Here is a 21,182-nt window from a genome sequence, read left to right on the forward strand (position 1 = left end):
GATTATGCAAAAAAATCCAGCTCCAGCACTCGTCTTATGGATTATCTCAGCCCAAATCTTTATGGGCATTGTTGCGTATGAATGGCTACCAGCAAGTTATCGTGGAAGTTGGGTATTTCTACTCATCTTGTTAATCTCAGGTGCGTTCTTAAATGTTGGCATGGCCATCATCGTGGGTTTACTCACGTTTATAGGCGTTGCCGTTTACTTTTTCCTCGACTTGGCCAATCAGACTTATGTCGAACGCCAATTGTTATTGTTGTTTGTACTTCCAATTACCCCGATTTTTTTGAGTGCTATCCGTCATAATATTCAAAATGCATTAAAAAGTTTCCGAGCCATTCAAAGTTATGACCGCAATTATCAACACGATATCTTGCCGCTCACTGCGTTAAAACATTTCCAAGGCGAATTAAAAAAGTTACTTCAGCTTACCCAAAAAGATCACTATAAAATCATTACGACACGTATTAGCAACACTGTCCTGATTCGTGAAATGCTGGGTGAAGATATTTGGAAAGACACACAAAATAAAATTATGGAAATCCTATCTACTGAGCGTGACAGTGTAATTTACCACTTCATCAATGAAGAACTCAGTGAAATTCAAAGTATCGTGATTCATGAAACAACCTCAGATGAAACTCAAGGATTTCCTCAGTTTATTCAAGACCTTCAAGAGCTTACCGTCCTTAAACTCCAGATCGAGCAACATACTGAATACTTAGCCCCTCCAAGTAGTGAGGTGAGCTAATGTCGGTACTCCTCAATATTTGTGGTGTTTTGGTCGCCACCAGTCATTTTCCAGATACCACCTTGCAGCAATTTTATCAGCAGTATTATCACTGCCAGATTGAAACAGCTAAACAAGATCTCAGTACTCAAGTTCAAACGCCCCAAACTGTAGCAGAGCTCTTTCCACAACCTGCCACGTGGTGGCCAATTTTCACTTCCGATCAATTAGACTCTGAAAGCTTTAAACAATTGCTTGAACAAGGGATCAAGCCCGGTGTGATTTTACCCAATGAATATTTTAGCGTAGTGAAATATTATAAAATTAAAAAAGCCGTCAATGAAGGCGCTATTCCTGTTGCCTTATATCAGATGACCCATGCCAAATATTTTGCCGCCAAAGCCACGTTTTCAACGGCAATTGGCTTACGCCCTTTAGCAGCATTGATCGAAACAGGTTGGGATGAAAACATCATTGCGCAGCCTGCTGGAAGTTATATTATTCAGTCCGATCTTCCAGATGAATTGCGTATTCCCGCACGTAAAATTCAGCATCATCAGCATTATTTTTATCAAGCCATTACTGACTCCTCACAAAGCTCAGGTTATCAAGTCGTGATTAATCCACCACTTGGGATGCCCTTAAATACTATTCAATATCCTCAATTGGGTATTTCCTGGGATCTGAATCGTACAAAATTTACCAGCAGCACCGAAGGGGTTAAAACTAGTTTATTTGGCTATATTTTAATTGGGTTAAGTACAGTGGTCATTCCACTGGATTATATCTATTCAGCACATTATCCAAGTCTTCTCAGCTCCTTTGGTAGTTCGATCTCTTGGGTTTCGCTGCTGCTCGGTGGTGGACTCCTCCTGATCTTGATTATTTCAATTATCCGCAGGAGAAGAATAAATGCCCGCAATTGATATTCTTTTCTTATTCGGTTTTTTAGGCATCTGGATTCCTCAAGCCTTCTGGGCTTGGCTCAGTTTTCAGGCATGGAAGTATTCAAAAAATGCAGCCAAGGAACTGGAAAACATGCCAGTTCCCGAACACTGGCCTATGTTAAGTGTTTTGATTCCTGCCTATAACGAAGGTGTGGTGATTGAAGATACCCTACATGCGATTGCCCAGCAGGATTATCCTGCCCATGCCTATGAAGTACTCCTGATTAATGATGGTTCAAAAGACAATACTTTAGAAATTGCAGAAGCTATGGCTGCTATTTATCCCTGCATTAAAATTGTCAATGTACCCAAAGGTATGGGAGGGAAAGGCAAATCACGCACGCTGAACAATGGCTTACCCCATGCCACCGGTGAGCTCATTGTGGTCTATGATGCCGATAGTACCCCTGAACCAGACTGTGTGCGCTTATTAGCCCAGACCTTACTGGCGGATAAAAAATTAGTTGCAGTGAATGGTAAAGTTCGTACCCGTAACTGGCGCGACAGTATTTTGACCCGTTTTATTGCGATCGAATTTATTTTCTTCCAATGGATTTTCCAAGGGGGGCGTTGGCAACGTTTTGAGTTGTCCACCCTGATGGGCACCAATTATGTAATCTGGCGCGATGCATTGGAAACACTGGGTGGTTTTGATGAAAAATCATTAGTCGATGATACCGAAATGAGCTTTCGTATCTTCCTTGGCCAAAGACGAATTAAATGGGTACCGTATGCAGTTGGTTGGCAACAAGACCCACCTTCATTGAGCGTCTTTGTCAAACAGCGCTCACGCTGGACGCAAGGAAACTTTTATGTCACCAGTAAATATCTGCCAATTGCATTGAGAAAACCGTTTCCAATCGGCATCGAAATTTTCAACAACATCATGTGCTATGTTCTCTTTGTACCGGCACTGATCTGGAGTCACATTACCTTAGCTTTAGGATTGCTTGGGATTGCTGGGATTACTGTTCCCGGCCCATTCACCCTGCTTTGGGGCTTATCCTTCTGTTTATATGTCGCACAAATGTGGTTCACCTTATCTTTAGAACGAGCTAAACCTCAACTATATTTCTTCTCGGTCTTATCTTACGTAACCTATTCACAAGTGTTCTTATTTATCGTGTTTAAAGCTGCTTATGACATGCTGAAAAATAAGATTCAGGGAAATTCGTTACAGTGGTATAAAACTGAGCGTAGCAAGGAGAAAAAATAAATGAAAAATAGAACTTTACAACATCCACTTTTAAAAGCTGTAGTTGCCAGTGTCGCCCTCTCCTTGCCCGTATTTGCTTTGGCAGATACCTTGAATACATGGACCTTTGACAACATCAACACGTCCAATAAATATACCATTGAGCCGCATTTCTTCTATGTTGGCAAAGGCTCTGAATGGCAGAACATCCGTTTTAGCAGTGATTACTCTACCGAGCATTTCACTACTTTATTGGTGAAATTTGATGACAAACTGATTTATAACACCACCTTAAATGGTGATGGTACTTTGAGTTTTGATATCCCAGCAACCCAAAGCGGCTTCCATCGCCTAGATTTTATTTTACAGCAGTATTCACCCAACACTTCGCCTGCGGCTGACCGCACTACCTTCTGTAGTGAGGATGTCGATCAAGTGACTTATTTAAGCAATTCTAAGATTGAGTATATACGTCATCGCCCCATTTATCGTTTAAAGGATTTACCTGATGCCTTATTCAATCCTCAGGTTGTGCGACCAACACCTTTTGTCGGTGTGCTGAAGTATAACCCAGCCAATCTCAATGAAGCTGCAATGTTAGGGCGACTGATCAGTGCTTGGGGTTCAGTGACGCCAATCCAATGGTATGAGCAAAATGCAGCAACGGAACAAGCACCCAACTTTTATATTGAAATTGTCAAATCAGCAACCGCCTTACCCAAAGGAACACTGGTTCAAATCAGTACGGCAAATGATATTCCGACCTTACAAATTCAATATGACCAACCAGAAAAACTGGTCTCCGCAATCAATGGCTTACTTAACTCAGACTATTTACAACAACTCAATACTTCGGCAACCTTTCTTCCCAATAAACTGGCAGCACCGAACTGGGCTAAAATCAAACAAATCCATACCCTTGCAGATTTAGGTATTAGCGATTTCCGTTTGAATCAAGCTGAAAAAAATCTCTTCCTTAATTTCCCTGCAGTTTGGCAACCAACCGACATTTTACAAGGCCAAATTGCATTGCGTGTGCAAAGTGGTTTATTGGAAGGCTCAAATATTACCACTTGGATTGATGGCGGTTTTGCGGGGAGTTTGAAAACAGCCAATTTAGATTCAGACCCTGTTAACCGCCAATTTAACTACTTTGCCAAGACCATTTCAGATAATACCACCTTCAACCTAAAGCTTGAAAACTCGGTTATCGTCAACTCACAATGTTTACCGACTGCGAAAGGTTCTCTGTGGATTGATACGCAAAAATCGACGGTGAAATTACCGCACAAATTGAAAAATGGTGTTGCATCTTTATCGATGACCTTTGCAACACATCCCACTATTGCGATTGACGGTAATGCGGGAAGCTTAGAAGTTGCGATGATCATCAGCCAAGTGGCCAAAAAAATGCTGATGACCAATGACCCGATTCCACTAAATCTGGTCAAGTTGGATCCAGCTAAACCTGAACTGCTCAATGTACAGGTCAATCCCAACATTTATCGCCAACAGGTTTTAATGCATCAGAGTACACTGTACGCACCAGCAACCGTGAGTGGCTTCTTGGTAAGTTTCCATGATCAACGCTTTGATATTATTACCGACTCAATGCAAGGGGCACAAAACTTCACCAAGCTTTGGGAAAAGATTCAACAAAACATCCCAAATAATGCCAGCAAAATATTGGTGACTGAAAGCGGACAAGTCTTTATTTTACAAAAGATTATGGTCGGAAATCAAAAAGCACCTCTGGTAAAACAATCCTCCTTCTTTCTCTTGGTCGTTATAATCTCTGCTATCATGATTGTTGCAATCTTGCTCTGGTACTGGCGACAAAGACCAAATGCTAAAAATAAGGCTGACTAAAACAACGTTTTTAATCACATTTACATTATCAGCACTCTTATTTTTAGGAGGTTGTATTCATCATCTCAAAACAGACGTACACGCTCCGCACATTGAAGGTATGTTCTGGCAGCCTGACTTGGCAACCACGCCACCGTCAGGCAATTGGGACTTACTTGGTGTTTCTACTTTTGTGCCACAATGGTCAGTTGTACAATCTAAATCATGGTTTGATCACGACATCGGTTTAGAAAAATGGGATAAAAACATCAATCTAAAACAGCTCCAGCAAAAAGCATGGGCTCAGCATATTTTACTTGGCCTAGCAGGAGAATATGATGAGAAGTTAGCTCGCGCCAATGTCTTAAAACTTGCTGAGAGCTCCCAAAAAATCATTAAAAACACCCAAATTATTCCCCTTAAAGGTTATTATTTTCCTGTAGAAGCCGACCCAACCTGGATCGGTGTTGATGATCTGGCCCATGCCATCCGAACTTTGCCCAAACCGCTGTGGATCAGTATCTATAGTGGAGAGCAGGCACCAGAGCATCTAGATTCTTGGCTTAAAAGCTGGTTACCAAGCCATACTGGCGTCTTCTTCCAAGATGGCGTTGGCGTTGGAACGCGGACACCACAACAAGCGCGTGTTGTATTAGAAGACCTTCAAAAAGAGTTTGGCAAAGACAATATTGTGATTGTATTAGAAGCATTTCGTCCCGTGAAAGGCGGAAAATTTCGCTCCGCCTATCCTTGGGAAGTCATGCAGCAGTTGAAAGCCTACGAAGGGCAAACCGTCTATATTTTTGACGGCCCACATTATATGAACCGTATGACCGTTTATGCAGTTGCGTTGTGGTATAAACTCCGATACAACTAGAATCGACAGCGCGCATTAACGCGCCGCGATTTGGTCTAAAATGCGTTGCGAAGCCTTCCCATCTCCAAAGGGATTTGGGACATTGGCCATACGTGTATAATGGGCTTGGTCAGATAATAATTTTTCAGCTTCAGTGACAATCTTTGCTTGATCTGTCCCAACCAATATCCCCGCACCCACTTGTACGACCTCGGGACGCTCCGTTGTCTCTCTTAAAATCAATACAGGTTTATGGAATGAAGGACTTTCCTCTTGTAGGCCACCTGAATCAGTTAATATAAAAGTCGCCCGATCAATCACAGCAAGTAAGCTTGGATAATCAAGTGGCTTAACTAAATGTACTTGTGTATGTCCATCAAATTGAGCATGAACAAGGTCATGCACAGCAGGGTTTAAATGCACAGGCCAAACAAAATGCACATCCTTATATTTCTGAGCTAAATGCTGAACGGCATGGCAGATGTTCTGAATGCCCTCACCAAAATTTTCACGGCGATGAGCCGTAATTAAGACCACTCGTGCATCGGGAGGAAAATTCAAATTATGTTGCTGTAAATAATTTTGTTCAGCTCCTTTACGCTGAATCAGTTCCCGACCTAAATAGACAGCATCAACTACTGTATTACCTGTGACCGTAATTGTATTGGCAGCAATATGCTCCTGCAGTAAATTTTGCTTAGACTGTTCTGTGGGTGCGAAATGCCATTGAGTAATTCGTGAAACCAGTTGTCGATTGCCCTCTTCGGGAAATGGGTGCGCTAAGTCATAAGAGCGTAGGCCCGCCTCGACATGTGCAACTGGAATTTTCATAGAAAATGCAACCAATCCTGCCGCTAAAACAGTTGTGGTATCCCCTTGGATGATGATTGCATTACGCTGTTGTCCATCATTAAAAATACCTTCTAACTGACTTAGCCCCTGTATTAATAATTGATTTAGGCTTTGGCCTGCATTCATCATTTTCAAACGATGATCGATTTTTATTTGGAAAAAATCGATCGCATCACGAACCAATTCATCATGCTGACCAGTAAAAATAACTTCGACCTGAAAACGAGGGTCTTGTTGGGCCTGCAAAATAACAGGTGCTAATTTAATCAGTTCAGGTCGTGTTCCAAACACAATTGATATTCGTTTTTTCATTGTTAGAAATCCTTATAAAAAACCAGTTCAGTGCGGGTGTTGTTATAATTTTCAGTACCATCAGCGAGCGCATCTTTGAAATAGTGTCCATACAAACGCTCAACGCGGAGTTTCACAGGCATATAATTAAACGGTTGCCATGCAAAACCAGCACCATATTCAAATAAATTATTGTAATTTTCACCTTTAGAATCAGCTAAGGTATGTAGTTTTCCATAGGCTTGCACCGTACCCGCCTCACCCCGGTACAGATTAAAACCAGAACGCAGTCGCAAATCAGCAATCACGTTATAGTCCTCCCGAGAGTAACTCGCCACATTGCCATACAGATCCGTGAAATAATCATTCCATACTGTGCGTTGTTCTATCGCTGGATTGGCATACCACTCTTGATAACCGGTTACCCCACCCACCACACTTTCTCTGAACTTATCTCGATTGCGATCGATCAGATCATAACTGCCCCCCACTTCTAAATAGGCCCGAACAGGAATCGATTGCCATGGTTGATAGTTTGCCCCCACGCCAATAGTTACTGCATTTTCATCAATAATTTCTGGACGCACGCCACCTTTAGATTTGGTATCACGGTTCAAATTCACAAAGCCATAGACTTGTGCTCGACCACCCTCCAAATTTTTCCCATAGCGCATTTTTAAAGGAAAAATGAAATCGTCATAACGTGACTCATAAGACGGGGCAAAATACACATCTTTAAACGTCGCGGGAACAGATGAACCACTTAAATTCTGTACGGCTTGCAGTGCTTTTGTAGCAATTTCAGTATCTGAGGAGGTCGATAATCCTTTAAAAATGACTAAGGCTTCTTTGTTCCTTTTTTGCTGATTCAGCAAATACCCTTCTTGTAATTTCAATTGATCATCTTCAGGTGCAAGCTGCTCAGCTTTGCGCACACTCTGAATGGCCTCATCGTGTTTATTTAAACGAATCTGCAAATAGGTCAAACTTTTCCAGACTTTGATATCTAGTGGTGTGAGTTGTCCTAATTCAAGCAGGATTTTCTCAGCGTCTCGTGGCTGGCTTTGTTCAATTTTATAAAATTTATCCCAACGATCGTAAATGGGGTTGCCGGGTTTATAAGCAGCATCCCCTTCCTTTACAAAATCAGCTTCAGCGCTGAATATCTGTTGTGCAGGTAGAATGAGGCCCAAGAATAGTAGTGTATGACTCAGCAGCTTATTTTTGGAATTGTTCATCGCAGATCTCAACTAAATATACTCAGAATATAGACAATAAAAACTCAATGTAATCTAAAGTTAAAGTGTTAAATTATTCACATATTATAACCAAGTCATGGTTATGCTATCGTTAAAATACGTTATTTTATAATAGATTAAGTTTATGAATCAGCAATAGAATTTTACAAACATTCGCTACATTCACCTTTATAAATAATTAAATTCACTCGATCAAAAAGAGCAAGATTATGTCCTACTCCCAACATGCAGAACCGCACGTAATCCAACGTTCAGGCTGGCTAAGAGCCGCTGTTTTAGGTGCCAATGATGGCATTATTTCCGTCACCAGTTTAATTATGGGTATGGCTGCCAGCGGTGCCAGTTCACATACCTTATTGATTACCTGTATTGCAGGTCTCATCTCAGGTGCGACCTCAATGGCGGCGGGTGAATACATCTCGGTTAAATCACAGGAAGATATCGAAAAATCTGATCTGCGCTTTGAAGCCAAGGAACTGGAAAAAAATCCACATGCCGAACTAAAAGAACTGACGCAAATTTACATTTCACGTGGCCTAAATCCAGCACTTGCCGAAGAAGTTGCCAAACAACTGACTGAACACGATGCCCTCGGTGCACATGCACGAGATGAAATCGGGATTCATGAAAATACCGCTGCCAATCCTGTTCAAGCGGCACTTTCATCCGCAGCATCATTTTCATGCGGTGCAGCCTTACCGATGTTGGTGATTTTACTGAGCCCTAGTTCATGGGTCGCAGGTTCTGTACTGATCACAGGGGTGATTTCTCTGGCTTTATTAGGTGCCTTATCCAGCTATTTTGCCCGTACCTCCATGCTCAAAGGCAGTTTACGCATTACTTTATGGGGCATGCTCGCTATGGCCTTTTCCAGTTGGGTCGGTTCTCTGTTTAATGTCACGCCGCTTTAGCATTCCTTTTAGATTTGAAAATACTGTCTATATTCAATAATTAAATAGCGATTATTATTTGCAAGCCTTTTTGTTTTTACGTTATGGTGACTGAAAAGGGAATGAGTATTGCAGCATGTCAATTTTAGAATTATTAGAAATAAAACACCCGATTTTACTTGCGCCGATGGCGGGTGTTTCCACGCCTGAACTTGCAGCTGAGGTCTCTAACCAAGGCGGTTTGGGCTCTTTAGGACTTGGAGCCAATACCCCTGAAGCCGCCAAAGCACAAATCTTAAAAACTCAAGAACTCACAGATCATCCATTTCAAGTGAACTTCTTTTGCCATCAATCCGAGTCATTGAATCAGGAAACAGCGCAACAATGGATTGACTACATTCGTCCACAATTTGAAAAGTTTGCTGCACAAGCACCGACTCAACTCAATTGTATTTATCCCAGTTTTTTAGATAATGATGACTTTCTCAATGTGCTGCTTGAAACACGTCCCAAAGCCGTGAGTTTTCATTTTGGTATCCCCCATCCACATCAAATCCAAGCCTTGAAACAAGCTGGCATCATAACCATGGTATCTGCCACCAATTTAATTGAGGCGCAAGCGATTGAAGCTGCGGGCATTGATATCATTATTGCACAAGGGATTGAGGCAGGAGGGCATCGAGGTATTTTCAATCAACAATTTGATGCAGCCATCAAGACCGCTGATTTAGTACAACTGCTCGTAAAACATTGCAACACGCCTGTGGTTGCAGCGGGTGGAATTATGAATGGCGAACAAGCCAGAGCCATGCTAAAACTCGGTGCTGTGGCGGTACAATTGGGTACAGCCTTTGTTCAATGCAAAAGTTCCAGTGCCAATGCGGCCTATCGCAAAGCTTTGTTTAGCCAACCAATTACTCAAATCAGTGCAAGTCTGTCTGGTCGTCCAGCACGTGGTTTACTCGGGACTTGGCATACCCAGATTGACAGCCCTCAACGCCCGAAAGTACCAGCCTACCCTTATACCTATGACCTTGCCAAACAACTCATGAGCATTGCTGGCGGACAGCATGATTTTAGCTATGGTGCCTTTTGGGCAGGGAGTAATGTAGCGCAAATCCGAGAATTAGAAGCCGTAGATCTCGTCAATCAACTGGTCTTAGAAATGAAATCCAACTAAACCCTGCCATAAAAAACCGACCTTTAGTAGGTCGGTTTTTTATGATCTTACTTGATCGCTTCTAATAAGGTATGTTGTGCATTATGTGGCTCTTCACCTTCCACAGGTCGTGCACGATCCCAAACACCATCGCCTTGTAATAGCCATGCTTGCTGATTATCTTTGAGATAATTCAATAAACCGAGTTGGTAGATCCGCTTTTTCAATGCTGGATCTTCAATTGGAAAACAAGCTTCAACACGGTTGAATAAATTACGATCCATCCAGTCCGCACTCGAACCGTAAATGCGTGGATTGCCATTATTACTGAAATAGTAAACGCGAGTATGTTCCAAGAACCGTCCAACAATCGAACGTACACGAATATTTTCAGATAAATTTGGCAAACCTGGGCGTAGGCAGCAAATAGAACGAATAATCAGGTCGACCTGAACACCAGCTTGCGATGCTTCATACAATTTATTAATCAACTGAACTTCAGTTAAGGCATTAACTTTAATAATAATTTGCGCAGGTCGGCCTTCTTTGGCATTGGCAATTTCGTCATCAATATAATTGATCAATTGTGCATGCAAAGTGAAAGGTGCATGGAGTAGCTTTTTCGGCTTCGCCATTTTCCCCATACCAGTTAATTCTTGAAAAATACGATGTACGTCTTCGCACAGGTCTTTGTCTGTGGTCATCAAACCATAGTCAGTATAGATCCGTGCATTGGTGGCATGATAGTTACCCGTCCCCAAATGTACATAACGCACCAATTTATTATTTTCGCGACGCACTACCAGAATCATTTTGGCATGAGTTTTATAACCTACGATGCCATACACCACCACAGCACCCGCTTCTTGCAAAACGTTAGCCACTTCAATATTGGATTCTTCATCAAAACGAGCACGTAGTTCAATGACGGCTGTCACTTCTTTCCCATTTCGTGCTGCTTCGGCAAGGACTTGCACAATTTCTGAATCTGCACCACTGCGGTAAAGCGTTTGCTTAATTGCTAACACTTGTGGATCACGTGCCGCTTCACGCAACAGTTGAATCACAGGCGCAAACGACTCAAATGGATGGTGCAATAAAATGTCCTGCTTTTGCATTGCCGCAAAAATACTTTCCGACTTTTTAAATGCTTTTGGAATCACAGGGGTATGCGAGTCATAACGTAAATGCGGGCGCTTAAAGTTCGATAACAAACGTGCCAAGTTCACTGGCCCATCAACGCGATAAAGTTGTTCTTCGTTTAAATCAAACTCATCCAACAAATATTCATAAATATGCTTTGGACAGTTATGTGTCACTTCCAGACGTACAGCACGACCAAAACGGCGTGAACTTAATTCACCTTTGAGCGCTTTGGCCAAATCTTCGACATCTTCATTCAGGGCTAAGTCGGCATTACGCGTGACACGGAACTGATAACAGCCAGTTGCAGTCATGCCAGGGAACAAATCAGAGACATGTTCATGAATGATCGCTGAAAGCATCACATGATGTTCTTTGCCATCGGTGAGTTCATCAGGTAAACGTACCACACGAGGCAATGAACGTGGTGCTGGGACAACAGCGAGATCAATCTGACGACCAAACGCATCCTTGCCTTCCAAGGTTACAATAAAGTTTAAGCTTTTATTCACTAAGCGTGGGAATGGATGTGCAGGATCGAGGCTAATCGGAGTCAGTACAGGTGCAACTTGTTCTTGGAAATATTTCTTGATCCATGCCGATTGGGCCGGCGTTAGTTCTCCACGGCGTAAAAAGCAAATATCTTCTTCACGCAATTTTGGCAAAATTTGTTCATTTAAAATACGATATTGGCGTTCAATCGCAGCATGTGTCGTTTTTGAAATTTGATCTAAAACCTGTTTAGGTGTTAACCCATCTGGCGTACGGCTTTCATTGCCTAAGGTCAGTTGCTCCATTACCCCTGCAACACGAATTTCAAAGAACTCATCTAAGTTACGTGAAAAAATCAGAAGGAAATTCATCCGTTCTAACAGTGGGTGAAGTGGATCGACGGCCTGTTCAAGTACACGAAGATGGAAATCGAGAATCGAAAGTTCACGATTAATATAACGGTCGTTGTAACTATATTCTATGGGCGCTGTTGTCGTCACTGCAGTATTCATACCGAACCTTGTCGCATTATCATTCATCAAGTGATGATTTAAGTATGCTGCAAAATTATGTCAATTTGGTAAAAAAGCCCAAAAATATTGGGCTTTTTTAAAATTTATTTAATTATTCTGGAATTTGTATCGCATTCATATATTTCAAAATCACTCGTTTGCGAAATTGCAGCTTGCGATCGTTGCGATTGTCTTGATAATACTTCGGATTAGGCAGTAATGCCGCCAAGAATGCGGCTTGTTCTCGACTTAAACTTTTTGAACTTTTGCCATAATAAAATTGTGCCGCTGCCTCGACCCCATAGATATTCTGACCAAATTCAACCGAATTCATATACACTTCTAAAATGCGGCGTTTTGACCACATTCGTTCCATCATCCATGTGGCAATGGCTTCTTGCCCCTTACGAATAAACGAACGTTTGTTATAAAGAAAAAGGTTTTTTGCCAGTTGTTGCGAAACCGTTGAACCGCCTGCAACCAACTCCCCTTTTTCACTATTGCGTTCCAATGCAAATTGAATCCCCGCCCAATCAAAACCATGATGATGGATAAACTTGGCATCTTCACCCGCTAAAATGGCACGCTTGAAATTATCACTAATATTGTCATAGTCACGCCATTCTTGTTTGATTGGCTTAAAATCGGTTAAATAGTCTGCCCGCATAAACATTGTGGTTTCAACAGGATGGGTACGCCACCAGACCAGACTACCAAAGATCCATAATTGAATCAGTAGAATGACGCCGATAATCAACATTACTGCGCGTGCTAAAAAGGCTTTCATTAAAGTGCATCACTCCATCGTGCAACTAATTCATGCTAAGCTATTTTTTATATCAATAACTAGCGTAAACACATGACTGAAACGACTCCACCACAAATTAATCAAAAATTGCAAATACAAACATGGTGGTTTACTGCGCTATTGATTGCAGTCAATGTCGGATTATTTGGCTGGCAGATTCTTTCAGGGGTGAATATTACCGACCCTACCCCTGTAGATGCAATTGCTTGGGGTGCAGATTTTACCCCACTCACCTTTACAGCTGAACCTGAGCGCTTATTCAGCAACATGTTTTTTCATTTTGGCATGATTCATTTAATGTTAAATATGTGGGCTCTGTATATTTTCGGCAGTGTGGCCGAACAGCTATTTGGTCGAAGCTACTATATTGGTCTGTATTTTCTAGCCGGTTTAATGGGCAGTGTATTATCAAGCTATTTAAGCATTCGTGATGGCTATGAATTGTTGCAACACTTTGATCCAAACCTCCTGCCACGGATTAGTGCCGGTGCATCAGGTGCTGTCATGGGTCTTGGTGCAGCACTGACGGTCGTATCCTTATTTCCGCCCTTGCCACAGCAACGTTTCTGGCTTGATAAGAAATCATTACTGATAATCATGGGGATTAACTTAGTCTTTGGTTTTACTGTTTCAGGCATTAATAATGCTGCACATATTGGCGGTATGATCATGGGAGCTTTGTTAGCCTCGATGTGGTATTTCAGTCAAAAAGTACAAAATAAAGGCCTATTCCAAATGATCGCCATAGGGGTTGGACTGCTCCTACTTGCTGCATTTTATTGGTATTGCACGGTGTTAAGCACAGGACTTAATCCTTTATGGCATGAAATCCTGCACCAAAACCAATTAAGTTTTTAAGACTGATTCATTTCTCTTAGGCTTTGTAAGGGTGGAATATCGCATAAATAACTCAGGCGATAACGACCAATTAAAGTACAAATAATCATCATACTCAGCGGTAAGATCAACCAAATCTCAGGATGCCATTGCACGGCCATTTGCATCCTGTGACTAGCAATCGCACTAATCACTTCTGCAAATAAACACGCCACCACACCTGACAATAATCCAATAAAACCAATCTCAAGACTGAGCATCCGTTTGAGCTTATTCTTGGCAACGCCAAATGAACGTAGCAACGCAACTTCTTTACGACGCTCATCCATCAGCACATTTAAACATGCGATCAGTACCAATATACCCGAGAAACCAACTAAGGCAGCCAGTACTGTGACAATCTGTACCAGTACATTCACCAAGCGTTTAATTTCATCCAGAATCCGTCCGACATCAATAAATACCGTATTGGAAAATTGCTGAATCAATTGCACCATTTTCGGCTGATCAGCAGGTGGCAAATAAAAGCTGCCTAAATAACTGCCCGCGTTTTCATCCATCGTTTCTGGTGAGAAGATGAAGAAAAAATTCGGACTAAAGCTTTCCCATTCGACGCTACGCAAATTCACCACTGTGGCTTCTAAGCTACCTTCAGGCAGGCTAAAACTGAGTTGATCCCCAATTTGAATGCCAAGCTCATGTGCAGTTTTTTCCTCAACCGACACTTGTCCTGCTTTGCTAAAATGAGCACCGCCTTGAGTAATCACATTGTCTTTAGGATAAAGACTGGCTTGAGTCAGATTGAGCTCACGGCGTAATGAATTGTTTTGCTTAACCAACTCAGGTGCAAAGGCATGACCGTTTTTAGCAACCAATCGCCCACGAATATTGGGATACAGTGGCGTGGATTGCCAATTATTTTGCTCAATCTGTTGCTTAAACTGAGGCATATCAAATGGCGGTAAACCATAGACAAATTGGTTTGGCGTACCCACAGGCAATTGCTGTTGCCAGCGTTGCAATAGATCCGTTCTCAATACACTCAATACCGTAATCAAGCTCAGGCCTAAAGCCAGTGCGGTGATCTGCAAAGCAGTTTGATGTGGAATCCGCACATAAGCCGCGAGAGGATGTTTCAGTTGTTTAATCGCCTTGAGGAACAGCCAAATCACAGCATACATCATTGTGCAAAGTAGTAAGATTGCACTGAGTACCAACAAGCTCAACTGGAGGTTATCACTCAGCACCAAACTAAACAGAACCAAGCTGACAATACCAATCGCAAACATTGCCACATAAGACTTGCGTGAACGCTCCTGTTGGCGAATCACCCGAATCGGAGGTGTGTTTAATAATTCCCAAATGCTTGGCAAAATAAAACCAATCAACACCATCACACTGGTAAAAATCGCAATCGGCAAGGCATAAAGTAGATCGATGACTGCGAAACTCAATTGCAGTTGTGGAATCAATTGCAGCATCAGTTGCAATAAACCATAACCCAAAGCAACCCCAATCAGACTCCCTAACACAATCGACAAAGCACTGACGATTCCAAGCAAGGCAATATAGGCCAATAAAATTTGTCGCTTACTGGCACCCAAGCATCGCATCAAAGCAATATGATCTTGGTTTTGTTGGACATAACGTTGACTGGTTAAGGCAATCGCAATACCGCAAAGTAAAATGGTCAATAGATTAGCCAGCTGCAAGAAGGTATCCAGATTTTCAATTGGTTTCATTAAGCGGGTATTGGATTGACTGGCATCTCTAAGTTTCAGTGAACTTTGCTCGCCTTCAAATTGTTGATCTGCCTGCTGTTCGGTGTCTTGTTCATTTTTTTGAGATTGTTTAAAAATCTTTTTATAGGCCTTGATTGACTCAGGTTCTCCTGCAAGTAGCAGTCGATATTCAATTCGACTTCCAACTTGAATTGCATTGGTCTTGGCAATATCAGCTTGGTGAATAATCACTGTCGGAGAGAAACCTGAAAAACCTGTCTCTTGATTAGAATCACGCTCGATTATGCCCGTGACTTTAAACTGAGCATCGGCAATTGCCAGTGGTTCACCCAGCTTGGCATGTAATAAATCCATGGCACGCTGACTTAACCAGACTTCTCCTGCTTTTATCGCCTGTGCTTTGGGTTGAATCACCAACTGACCACGCAATGGGAAATGTCCATCTACAGCTTTGACATTGACCATCACAAACTGATCTTGGGTATGTGCCATCGAGCTAAAGACCGTCACAGGAGCATGCTTTAACTTCAGTTCATCTGCCTGTTGCAGCCAATTCGGCTGAATAGGGTCCTTGTCTGATAAGACTAAATCACCACCCAACATTTCGGCAGCCTGTAATGCCACCGCATTTTGGACTTGGGTATTACTAAACTTGAGCGCCGTGGTTGCACTGATTGCCAAAGACAAGGCTATAATCAGTAGATATAAGCCCCCAGTACGAAAACTTTGTAACAGTAAGGGTTTCAGGACTGAACTCATACCCCCTCCTGCAACTTGACGATTTCCTGAATTTGACCATCGGCGAGTTTGACGTGGCGTTGGCACAATGAAGCCAAGTTTTGATCATGGGTGACCAAGACTAATGTGGTGCCGAGTTCTTTATTTAAATCAAATAATAGTTGTTCAACCTCTTCCGCAGTTTGCCCATCCAGATTGCCTGTGGGTTCATCGGCAAAAATGATTTTCGGCTCGGCAATCAAAGCTCGTGCAATTGCAACACGTTGCTGCTCTCCACCTGAAAGCACTTTCGGCGTTTGCTGTGCTTGTCGAATCAGTCCAACCCGTTCCAACCATACTAATGCTTTTTGTTCAGCTTGTTTGAAATTAAAATCTGGCTGTAGCCGCAACGGCAACATCACATTTTCCAAGGCACTTAACTGCGGCAACAACTGAAAAGATTGAAAGACAAAACCAATATTTTCTAAACGGACACGGGCACGTTGTTCTTCAGTAAGCTTATGAACGGCTTCTCCACAGACCCATAATTCCCCCAGACTTGGTCGATCCAATGTCGCAAGAATACCTAATAGTGTTGATTTCCCCGAGCCCGAACGGCCAGTAATGGCAATCTGTTCACCTTGATAGATGTCTAAATCTATGTCTTTTAAAATGCTCAGACTTTGCTGATTGATTTGAATGTTTTGTGTAACTTTTTGGGCAGAGATAATCGGTTGTGGCATGATGTCACGTATCCTTTAGGACAAATTTGAAATACGATGCAAAAATCTAAAGTTATCTGGTCACTATCAAAAGCAGTTGGAATCATCGCCATTGGCTTGATCCCAACATTGGTATCAGCAAAGACTATTTTAATTTTGGGTGATAGCCTGAGCGCAGGTTATGGCATCGATGTAAAGCAAGGTTGGGTGCAATTATTACAACAACGCCTAGACCAACAGTATCCGAAACAACACAAAGTGGTCAATGCAAGTGTCAGCGGTGAAACCACCAGTGGTGCCTTAGCAAGACTTCCGAAGTTATTACAAACCTATAAGCCTGAAATTGTGGTGATTGAGCTTGGCGGCAATGATGGTCTACGTGGCCAACCACCACAAATGATTCAAAAGAATCTCGCTCAATTGGTACAACTGAGCCAAAAACAGAACGCCAATGTTTTACTGTTTGGTATGAAAATACCACCGAATTATGGGACCGCCTATAGCACAGCTTTTGAAAATAATTACAAAATTGTAAGTCAGCAATATAAAGTAAAACTCTTGCCGTTCTTCCTTGAAGGCGTGGCTGGGCATAAAAACTTAATTCAGAATGACCAGATTCATCCCAATGCCAAAGCGCAACCAATTATGCTGAATGTGGCTTATCCCTATATCAAAAGCGCCTTATAAGTACCAGTTGAGTCGCTAAAGCCGCTTAGCCGATATTTTTCTTAAAATACACCACACGTTCAGTTTCATGAAAACCGAGTGCTCGATGCATGGCGTGGCTGATCTGATTATCCAACGCTGCATCCGAAGCAAACTCTGTACATGCAAACTGTTTCGCCCAAATTTCTACTTGTTGAACCAACCCCGTTGCGATACCTGAACGGCGATATTCAGGCAATACATAAATCCCTTCCAAAAAAGCCACAGGCGATGTTTGTGTGCCATTCACATATTCATACCGAATTGAAGCTTCCAACATGGCAATTGCTTGTTGGGTGTCGGTATAAGCCAATAATTGTAAGCAATGTGCCTGTGTGATCAGTTGGCGCATTTCCTGTAAATGCGCTTCTTCATGATCAGGCCAGAGCAAACGTCTTAATGCCAGCCAATCTGATAATTGTGATTCAGATATCGGCATAATATTCATAGTGGAACTACGCTTTGATTGAAACACCTAAATTTTATCAATAAAGAATATAAAGTATGAATGCTAAAATAATGGCGAGTCTCTCAACTCGCCATCTGCTTTAAAAATCGAAGAAACTGACTTCACCTGTTTCCAGTGAATATTCTGCTCCGACCACAATCATTTTGCCTTTCTCAATCAGACTTTCCAATACCGCTGAACCATGACGTAATTGATTCACTGAAGCAAATACATTGGAACGAACCGCATGAGCTGACAGTTTTTTCAAATCATTTTTTAAATCTGTTTGCATTAAGATTTCAACCGAAGGACGTACCCGATTAACAATCGACATCAAATTTGACGATGGCGGTTGCTGTGGATTCATCAAGGTATCAATCGTCGCTTGAATCGCACCACAGTGACTATGCCCTAGCACCACTACGACAGCACAATCATAACGTTCTGCTGCAAACTCAACACTCCCCACCTGTGATGGCGCAACAATATTGCCGGCTACACGAATCACGAACAAGTCACCTAAACCTTGGTCAAACACCATTTCCGCAGGGACTCGGGAATCAGAACAACCTAAAACAATTGCAAAAGGATTTTGTTCACTTGCCATTTCGGCACGTTCTTGGTGAGACAATAATTTTTGTTGAACTGCCTCTCCCTTTACAAAACGAGCATTACCAGCTTTTAAACGTTCTAGGGCTTCTTGAGCAGTGAGCATGCTTAAATCCATCTATGGTTGACATGAGCAAATAGTGTAATGTGCGCCTGTTTGAAAGTCACTGACAAAAATAAAAACTCTCAGTCGGTCTGCTAATGTTTTAATCAGGAAAATAATGGAAAATTGATGATTTCATTGGCAAGAATTTCCATACAGCTGTAGATTATGCAAATGACTCCTTTAGCACTTTCCCCAATAATCAATGGGCGTAAAAATAGATCAAGGACAGAACAATGAATACAAAAAACCAATTTGCAATGCCCTTTCGTAGGACACTCACTGCAGCTTTACTGGCATGCAGTTTGACTACAGTTGCAATCAGCACCACACAGGCTGCGGAAATTGAAATGAGTTTCCAAAACCTACTGCAACAAGAACGTGCTTGGGCAGGCTTACAAAGTAAAACCCTAAAAGTAGGTGATATCACTTGGTCCTATAGTGAGGGCGGGCAAGCAGGCAAACCGATTGTGATTTTAATTCATGGTTTAGCAGGCAGTCGCGATAACTGGAACCGTGTCGCACGTGCCTTAACAGCAAACTACCATGTGGTCATCCCTGACTTGCCTGCCAGTGGTGAAACGCAGGTACCGAAAGATTTTGATTATTCAGTTCCCAACGTGACTGAAAAACTACGTCGTTTTGTCGAAGCGGCAAACCTCACTGGTCCAGCCCATGTGGCAGGCCATTCACTGGGTGGTTCAATTGCGATGCTGTATGCAGGTCAATATCCGTTTGAAACCAAGAGCCTGTTCTTGATTGATGCGGCTGGGGTATATAAATCTGCTACCACGCCTTATCTCAAAGATCCAACCCAAGTAAGAAACATGATTGTGAGCAAAAAAGGAGACTTTAATTTCTTGATGCAACAAGCCATGCATACACCACCCTTCATTCCTAAGGAAATTGCACAAGCGCAAGAGAAAATGATGATTGGTCAGATTGAGCAAACTCAAAAGATGGTGGATCAAATCATTGCCTTGAATAAACTCTACACACCTGATTCATTTGCCTTATTAGCACGCTCAATTGATGCACCCACCCTAATTTTATGGGGTAAACAAGATAAAATTATCAATGTTGAAGTTGCACCTGAGTTAAAATCACTGCTGAAAAATGCGCAAGCGCCTGTGATCTTGGACAATGTTGGACATATGCCAATCTTGGAAGCAGATCAATTGGTGGTACAGCAATATCTACCTTTCCTCAGTAAGATTCAGGCACAAAAGCCTGCAGCAGCACCTTCACCCTAAATTTAATTAGCGATTTGAGATTTTATGTCGAAACAACCCATGATAGAACAACTGATTGATGCACAACTTGATTTTCTAGAGCAGGAGTTTGCACAAGCAGAAACGATTCAATACGAGTTTAAACAGTTCTATCATTGGTTGCGCTTACAACAATTACAGCATCTTTGGTCGTTTGAACAAATCTTTGAGCTGATTGACAAGCAGATTTTGGCCACACCAGCCAGTCCATTTTTAATCGAACAAATTGCGGAACATATTCGTTTTGCCCTGATTCATCCAATCAATGATCAAACCACGATTGAACAAGTCATTCCTGTTCTGACCATTGACTCGATTGCACAATATGTAGCAAGCAAAAGCGGCCATCGACAGCGTTTGATTAAAACAGTGGTCAACAACCCTGCTTTTTCTGCATTGATTACCCAACTGATTCAGCACTCAATCCAAGATTATCTGGATAATTCCATGTCAAAACGTGTTCCTGGGGTTGGACATTTTATGAAAATGGGAAAATCGGTTTTAGAAACAGTGACCGATTCCAACTTGAATGACACGATTAACCACTATCTACAAAAGAACATTCTAAAAATCAGTCAAATGAGTGAAAAAGTATTAAATCAACATTTTAATGATGACAAGCTTTATCATTTTCAGGCCAACCTCTGGCATAAAATTAAAGTCATGCCTTTATCGGTTTTGCGTCATTATGTCGAAGTACAAGATTTGCCTAAGACCGTGGGCATGGGACATGAAATTTGGGAGCATATCCGTCAAACGCCTTACCTAAAACAGCAAGTACATGATGGCGTCTATGCATGGTATGCCCGTAATCAGGAACGCACTTTTGACCTGTTACTACGTGACCTGAATATTGATGAAGAATTGGTTGAAAATGAACTGAGCCATTTGCTCAGCCCAGTTTTACAGCAAGTCATTACAACAGGTTATTTAAGACAGCGTGCCCGCACGTATTTAGAGAAATTTTATTATTCTGATCAAGTTCTTAAAATTATAAAATCAGAAGGATAAGGCTTTATAGCCCTATCCTTCACTTCGATTAT

General features: G+C 42.0%; 19 protein-coding genes. 11 read left to right on the plus strand and 8 right to left on the minus strand.

What is annotated here, in order from left to right; all coding sequences use genetic code 11:
- Positions 1 to 4 precede the first annotated feature (4 nt).
- Genes NG55_RS12160 through NG55_RS12180 form a run of 5 tightly spaced genes read left to right on the plus strand, consistent with a single transcriptional unit; the run spans position 5 to position 5,600 of the window.
- On the plus strand, positions 5 to 754 hold the full coding sequence (locus NG55_RS12160) for a hypothetical protein (protein ID WP_016541260.1): 750 nt from the start codon (positions 5 to 7) through the stop codon (positions 752 to 754).
- The gene (locus tag NG55_RS12165; RefSeq protein ID WP_016541259.1) at positions 754 to 1,659 is read left to right on the plus strand and encodes a hypothetical protein; all 906 of its coding nucleotides are present in this window, start codon (positions 754 to 756) and stop codon (positions 1,657 to 1,659) included. The genes NG55_RS12160 and NG55_RS12165 overlap by 1 nt, the downstream gene beginning before the upstream one ends.
- Positions 1,646 to 2,896: a glycosyltransferase family 2 protein gene (locus NG55_RS12170; RefSeq protein ID WP_016541258.1), complete on the plus strand. Its 1,251-nt coding sequence runs from the start codon at positions 1,646 to 1,648 to the stop codon at positions 2,894 to 2,896. Before NG55_RS12165 ends, NG55_RS12170 begins: the two co-directional genes overlap by 14 nt.
- A complete protein-coding gene (locus NG55_RS12175; RefSeq protein ID WP_065343398.1) occupies positions 2,897 to 4,744 on the plus strand; it encodes a hypothetical protein in 1,848 nt (615 codons plus the stop codon).
- A complete protein-coding gene (locus NG55_RS12180) occupies positions 4,722 to 5,600 on the plus strand; it encodes an alpha-amylase family protein (RefSeq protein ID WP_065343399.1) in 879 nt (292 codons plus the stop codon). Before NG55_RS12175 ends, NG55_RS12180 begins: the two co-directional genes overlap by 23 nt.
- 15 nt (positions 5,601 to 5,615) lie before the next feature.
- On the opposite strand, the gene wecB is transcribed toward NG55_RS12180, so the two are convergent.
- Positions 5,616 to 6,743 (minus strand): non-hydrolyzing UDP-N-acetylglucosamine 2-epimerase, encoded by a 1,128-nt coding sequence (gene wecB / locus NG55_RS12185; RefSeq protein ID WP_065343400.1) that lies wholly within the window; start codon positions 6,741 to 6,743, stop codon positions 5,616 to 5,618.
- 2 nt (positions 6,744 to 6,745) lie between these two features.
- Positions 6,746 to 7,960, minus strand: a complete 1,215-nt coding sequence (locus tag NG55_RS12190; protein ID WP_065343401.1) for a tetratricopeptide repeat protein — start codon at positions 7,958 to 7,960, stop codon at positions 6,746 to 6,748.
- A gap of 230 nt (positions 7,961 to 8,190) precedes the next feature.
- Here NG55_RS12190 and NG55_RS12195 point away from each other — a divergent pair, with 230 nt between their 5' ends.
- The gene (locus tag NG55_RS12195; RefSeq protein WP_065343402.1) at positions 8,191 to 8,892 is read left to right on the plus strand and encodes a VIT1/CCC1 transporter family protein; all 702 of its coding nucleotides are present in this window, start codon (positions 8,191 to 8,193) and stop codon (positions 8,890 to 8,892) included.
- Positions 8,893 to 9,007: 115 nt separating this feature from the next.
- Positions 9,008 to 10,051 carry an NAD(P)H-dependent flavin oxidoreductase gene (locus NG55_RS12200; RefSeq protein WP_065343403.1) on the plus strand — a complete coding sequence of 348 codons (1,044 nt, stop codon included), beginning with the start codon at positions 9,008 to 9,010 and terminating at the stop codon, positions 10,049 to 10,051.
- A 47-nt stretch (positions 10,052 to 10,098) separates the two neighbouring features.
- Here NG55_RS12200 and ppk1 read toward each other — a convergent pair whose 3' ends face one another.
- Positions 10,099 to 12,177: a polyphosphate kinase 1 gene (gene ppk1 / locus NG55_RS12205; protein WP_016541251.1), complete on the minus strand. Its 2,079-nt coding sequence runs from the start codon at positions 12,175 to 12,177 to the stop codon at positions 10,099 to 10,101.
- Between the two features lie 112 nt (positions 12,178 to 12,289).
- Positions 12,290 to 12,964 carry a monofunctional biosynthetic peptidoglycan transglycosylase gene (gene mtgA / locus NG55_RS12210; RefSeq protein ID WP_016541250.1) on the minus strand — a complete coding sequence of 225 codons (675 nt, stop codon included), beginning with the start codon at positions 12,962 to 12,964 and terminating at the stop codon, positions 12,290 to 12,292.
- Positions 12,965 to 13,036: 72 nt separating this feature from the next.
- On the opposite strand from mtgA, the gene NG55_RS12215 reads away from it, so the two are divergent.
- A complete protein-coding gene (locus NG55_RS12215) occupies positions 13,037 to 13,843 on the plus strand; it encodes a rhomboid family intramembrane serine protease (RefSeq protein WP_065343404.1) in 807 nt (268 codons plus the stop codon).
- Here NG55_RS12215 and NG55_RS12220 read toward each other — a convergent pair.
- A complete protein-coding gene (locus tag NG55_RS12220; protein ID WP_065343405.1) occupies positions 13,840 to 16,323 on the minus strand; it encodes an ABC transporter permease in 2,484 nt (827 codons plus the stop codon). The two genes, NG55_RS12215 and NG55_RS12220, sit on opposite strands and share 4 nt — an antisense overlap.
- On the minus strand, positions 16,320 to 17,024 hold the full coding sequence (locus NG55_RS12225) for an ABC transporter ATP-binding protein (RefSeq protein WP_065343406.1): 705 nt from the start codon (positions 17,022 to 17,024) through the stop codon (positions 16,320 to 16,322). Before NG55_RS12225 ends, NG55_RS12220 begins: the two co-directional genes overlap by 4 nt.
- Before the next feature lie 36 nt (positions 17,025 to 17,060).
- Here NG55_RS12225 and NG55_RS12230 point away from each other — a divergent pair, with 36 nt between their 5' ends.
- Positions 17,061 to 17,690, plus strand: coding sequence for an arylesterase (locus NG55_RS12230; protein WP_065343407.1), 630 nt, complete (start codon positions 17,061 to 17,063; stop codon positions 17,688 to 17,690).
- 25 nt (positions 17,691 to 17,715) lie between these two features.
- On the opposite strand, the gene aac(6')-I is transcribed toward NG55_RS12230, so the two are convergent.
- Positions 17,716 to 18,156, minus strand: coding sequence for an AAC(6')-Ighjkrstuvwx family aminoglycoside N-acetyltransferase (aac(6')-I, locus tag NG55_RS12235; RefSeq protein WP_065343408.1), 441 nt, complete (start codon positions 18,154 to 18,156; stop codon positions 17,716 to 17,718).
- Between the two features lie 100 nt (positions 18,157 to 18,256).
- Positions 18,257 to 18,871 (minus strand): carbonic anhydrase, encoded by a 615-nt coding sequence (locus NG55_RS12240; RefSeq protein WP_004652048.1) that lies wholly within the window; start codon positions 18,869 to 18,871, stop codon positions 18,257 to 18,259.
- A gap of 233 nt (positions 18,872 to 19,104) precedes the next feature.
- Here NG55_RS12240 and NG55_RS12245 point away from each other — a divergent pair, with 233 nt between their 5' ends.
- Both NG55_RS12245 and NG55_RS12250 read left to right on the plus strand, forming a co-directional pair.
- Positions 19,105 to 20,121 (plus strand): alpha/beta fold hydrolase, encoded by a 1,017-nt coding sequence (locus NG55_RS12245; RefSeq protein WP_016541244.1) that lies wholly within the window; start codon positions 19,105 to 19,107, stop codon positions 20,119 to 20,121.
- Between the two features lie 24 nt (positions 20,122 to 20,145).
- Positions 20,146 to 21,150, plus strand: coding sequence for a hypothetical protein (locus tag NG55_RS12250; RefSeq protein WP_065343409.1), 1,005 nt, complete (start codon positions 20,146 to 20,148; stop codon positions 21,148 to 21,150).
- Positions 21,151 to 21,182 lie beyond the last annotated feature (32 nt).

It is taken from the genome of Acinetobacter gyllenbergii, from assembly GCF_001682515.1.
Taxonomy (GTDB): Bacteria; Pseudomonadota; Gammaproteobacteria; order Pseudomonadales; family Moraxellaceae; genus Acinetobacter; species Acinetobacter gyllenbergii.

Excerpts from the sequence above, each read along its gene's own strand:
- NG55_RS12180 (WP_065343399.1), top strand. The coding sequence starts at position 4,722 with ATGCTAAAAATAAGGCTGACTAAAACAACGTTTTTAATCACATTTACA.
- NG55_RS12170 (WP_016541258.1), top strand. The coding sequence starts at position 1,646 with ATGCCCGCAATTGATATTCTTTTCTTATTCGGTTTTTTAGGCATCTGG.
- NG55_RS12175 (WP_065343398.1), top strand. The coding sequence starts at position 2,897 with ATGAAAAATAGAACTTTACAACATCCACTTTTAAAAGCTGTAGTTGCC.
- NG55_RS12195 (WP_065343402.1), top strand. The coding sequence starts at position 8,191 with ATGTCCTACTCCCAACATGCAGAACCGCACGTAATCCAACGTTCAGGC.
- NG55_RS12230 (WP_065343407.1), top strand. The coding sequence starts at position 17,061 with ATGCAAAAATCTAAAGTTATCTGGTCACTATCAAAAGCAGTTGGAATC.
- ppk1 (WP_016541251.1), bottom strand. The coding sequence starts at position 12,177 with ATGAATACTGCAGTGACGACAACAGCGCCCATAGAATATAGTTACAAC.
- NG55_RS12240 (WP_004652048.1), bottom strand. The coding sequence starts at position 18,871 with ATGCTCACTGCTCAAGAAGCCCTAGAACGTTTAAAAGCTGGTAATGCT.
- wecB (WP_065343400.1), bottom strand. The coding sequence starts at position 6,743 with ATGAAAAAACGAATATCAATTGTGTTTGGAACACGACCTGAACTGATT.
- NG55_RS12165 (WP_016541259.1), top strand. The coding sequence starts at position 754 with ATGTCGGTACTCCTCAATATTTGTGGTGTTTTGGTCGCCACCAGTCAT.
- NG55_RS12215 (WP_065343404.1), top strand. The coding sequence starts at position 13,037 with ATGACTGAAACGACTCCACCACAAATTAATCAAAAATTGCAAATACAA.
- NG55_RS12250 (WP_065343409.1), top strand. The coding sequence starts at position 20,146 with ATGTCGAAACAACCCATGATAGAACAACTGATTGATGCACAACTTGAT.
- mtgA (WP_016541250.1), bottom strand. The coding sequence starts at position 12,964 with ATGAAAGCCTTTTTAGCACGCGCAGTAATGTTGATTATCGGCGTCATT.
- NG55_RS12160 (WP_016541260.1), top strand. The coding sequence starts at position 5 with ATGCAAAAAAATCCAGCTCCAGCACTCGTCTTATGGATTATCTCAGCC.
- NG55_RS12200 (WP_065343403.1), top strand. The coding sequence starts at position 9,008 with ATGTCAATTTTAGAATTATTAGAAATAAAACACCCGATTTTACTTGCG.
- NG55_RS12225 (WP_065343406.1), bottom strand. The coding sequence starts at position 17,024 with ATGCCACAACCGATTATCTCTGCCCAAAAAGTTACACAAAACATTCAA.
- NG55_RS12190 (WP_065343401.1), bottom strand. The coding sequence starts at position 7,960 with ATGAACAATTCCAAAAATAAGCTGCTGAGTCATACACTACTATTCTTG.
- NG55_RS12245 (WP_016541244.1), top strand. The coding sequence starts at position 19,105 with ATGAATACAAAAAACCAATTTGCAATGCCCTTTCGTAGGACACTCACT.
- NG55_RS12220 (WP_065343405.1), bottom strand. The coding sequence starts at position 16,323 with ATGAGTTCAGTCCTGAAACCCTTACTGTTACAAAGTTTTCGTACTGGG.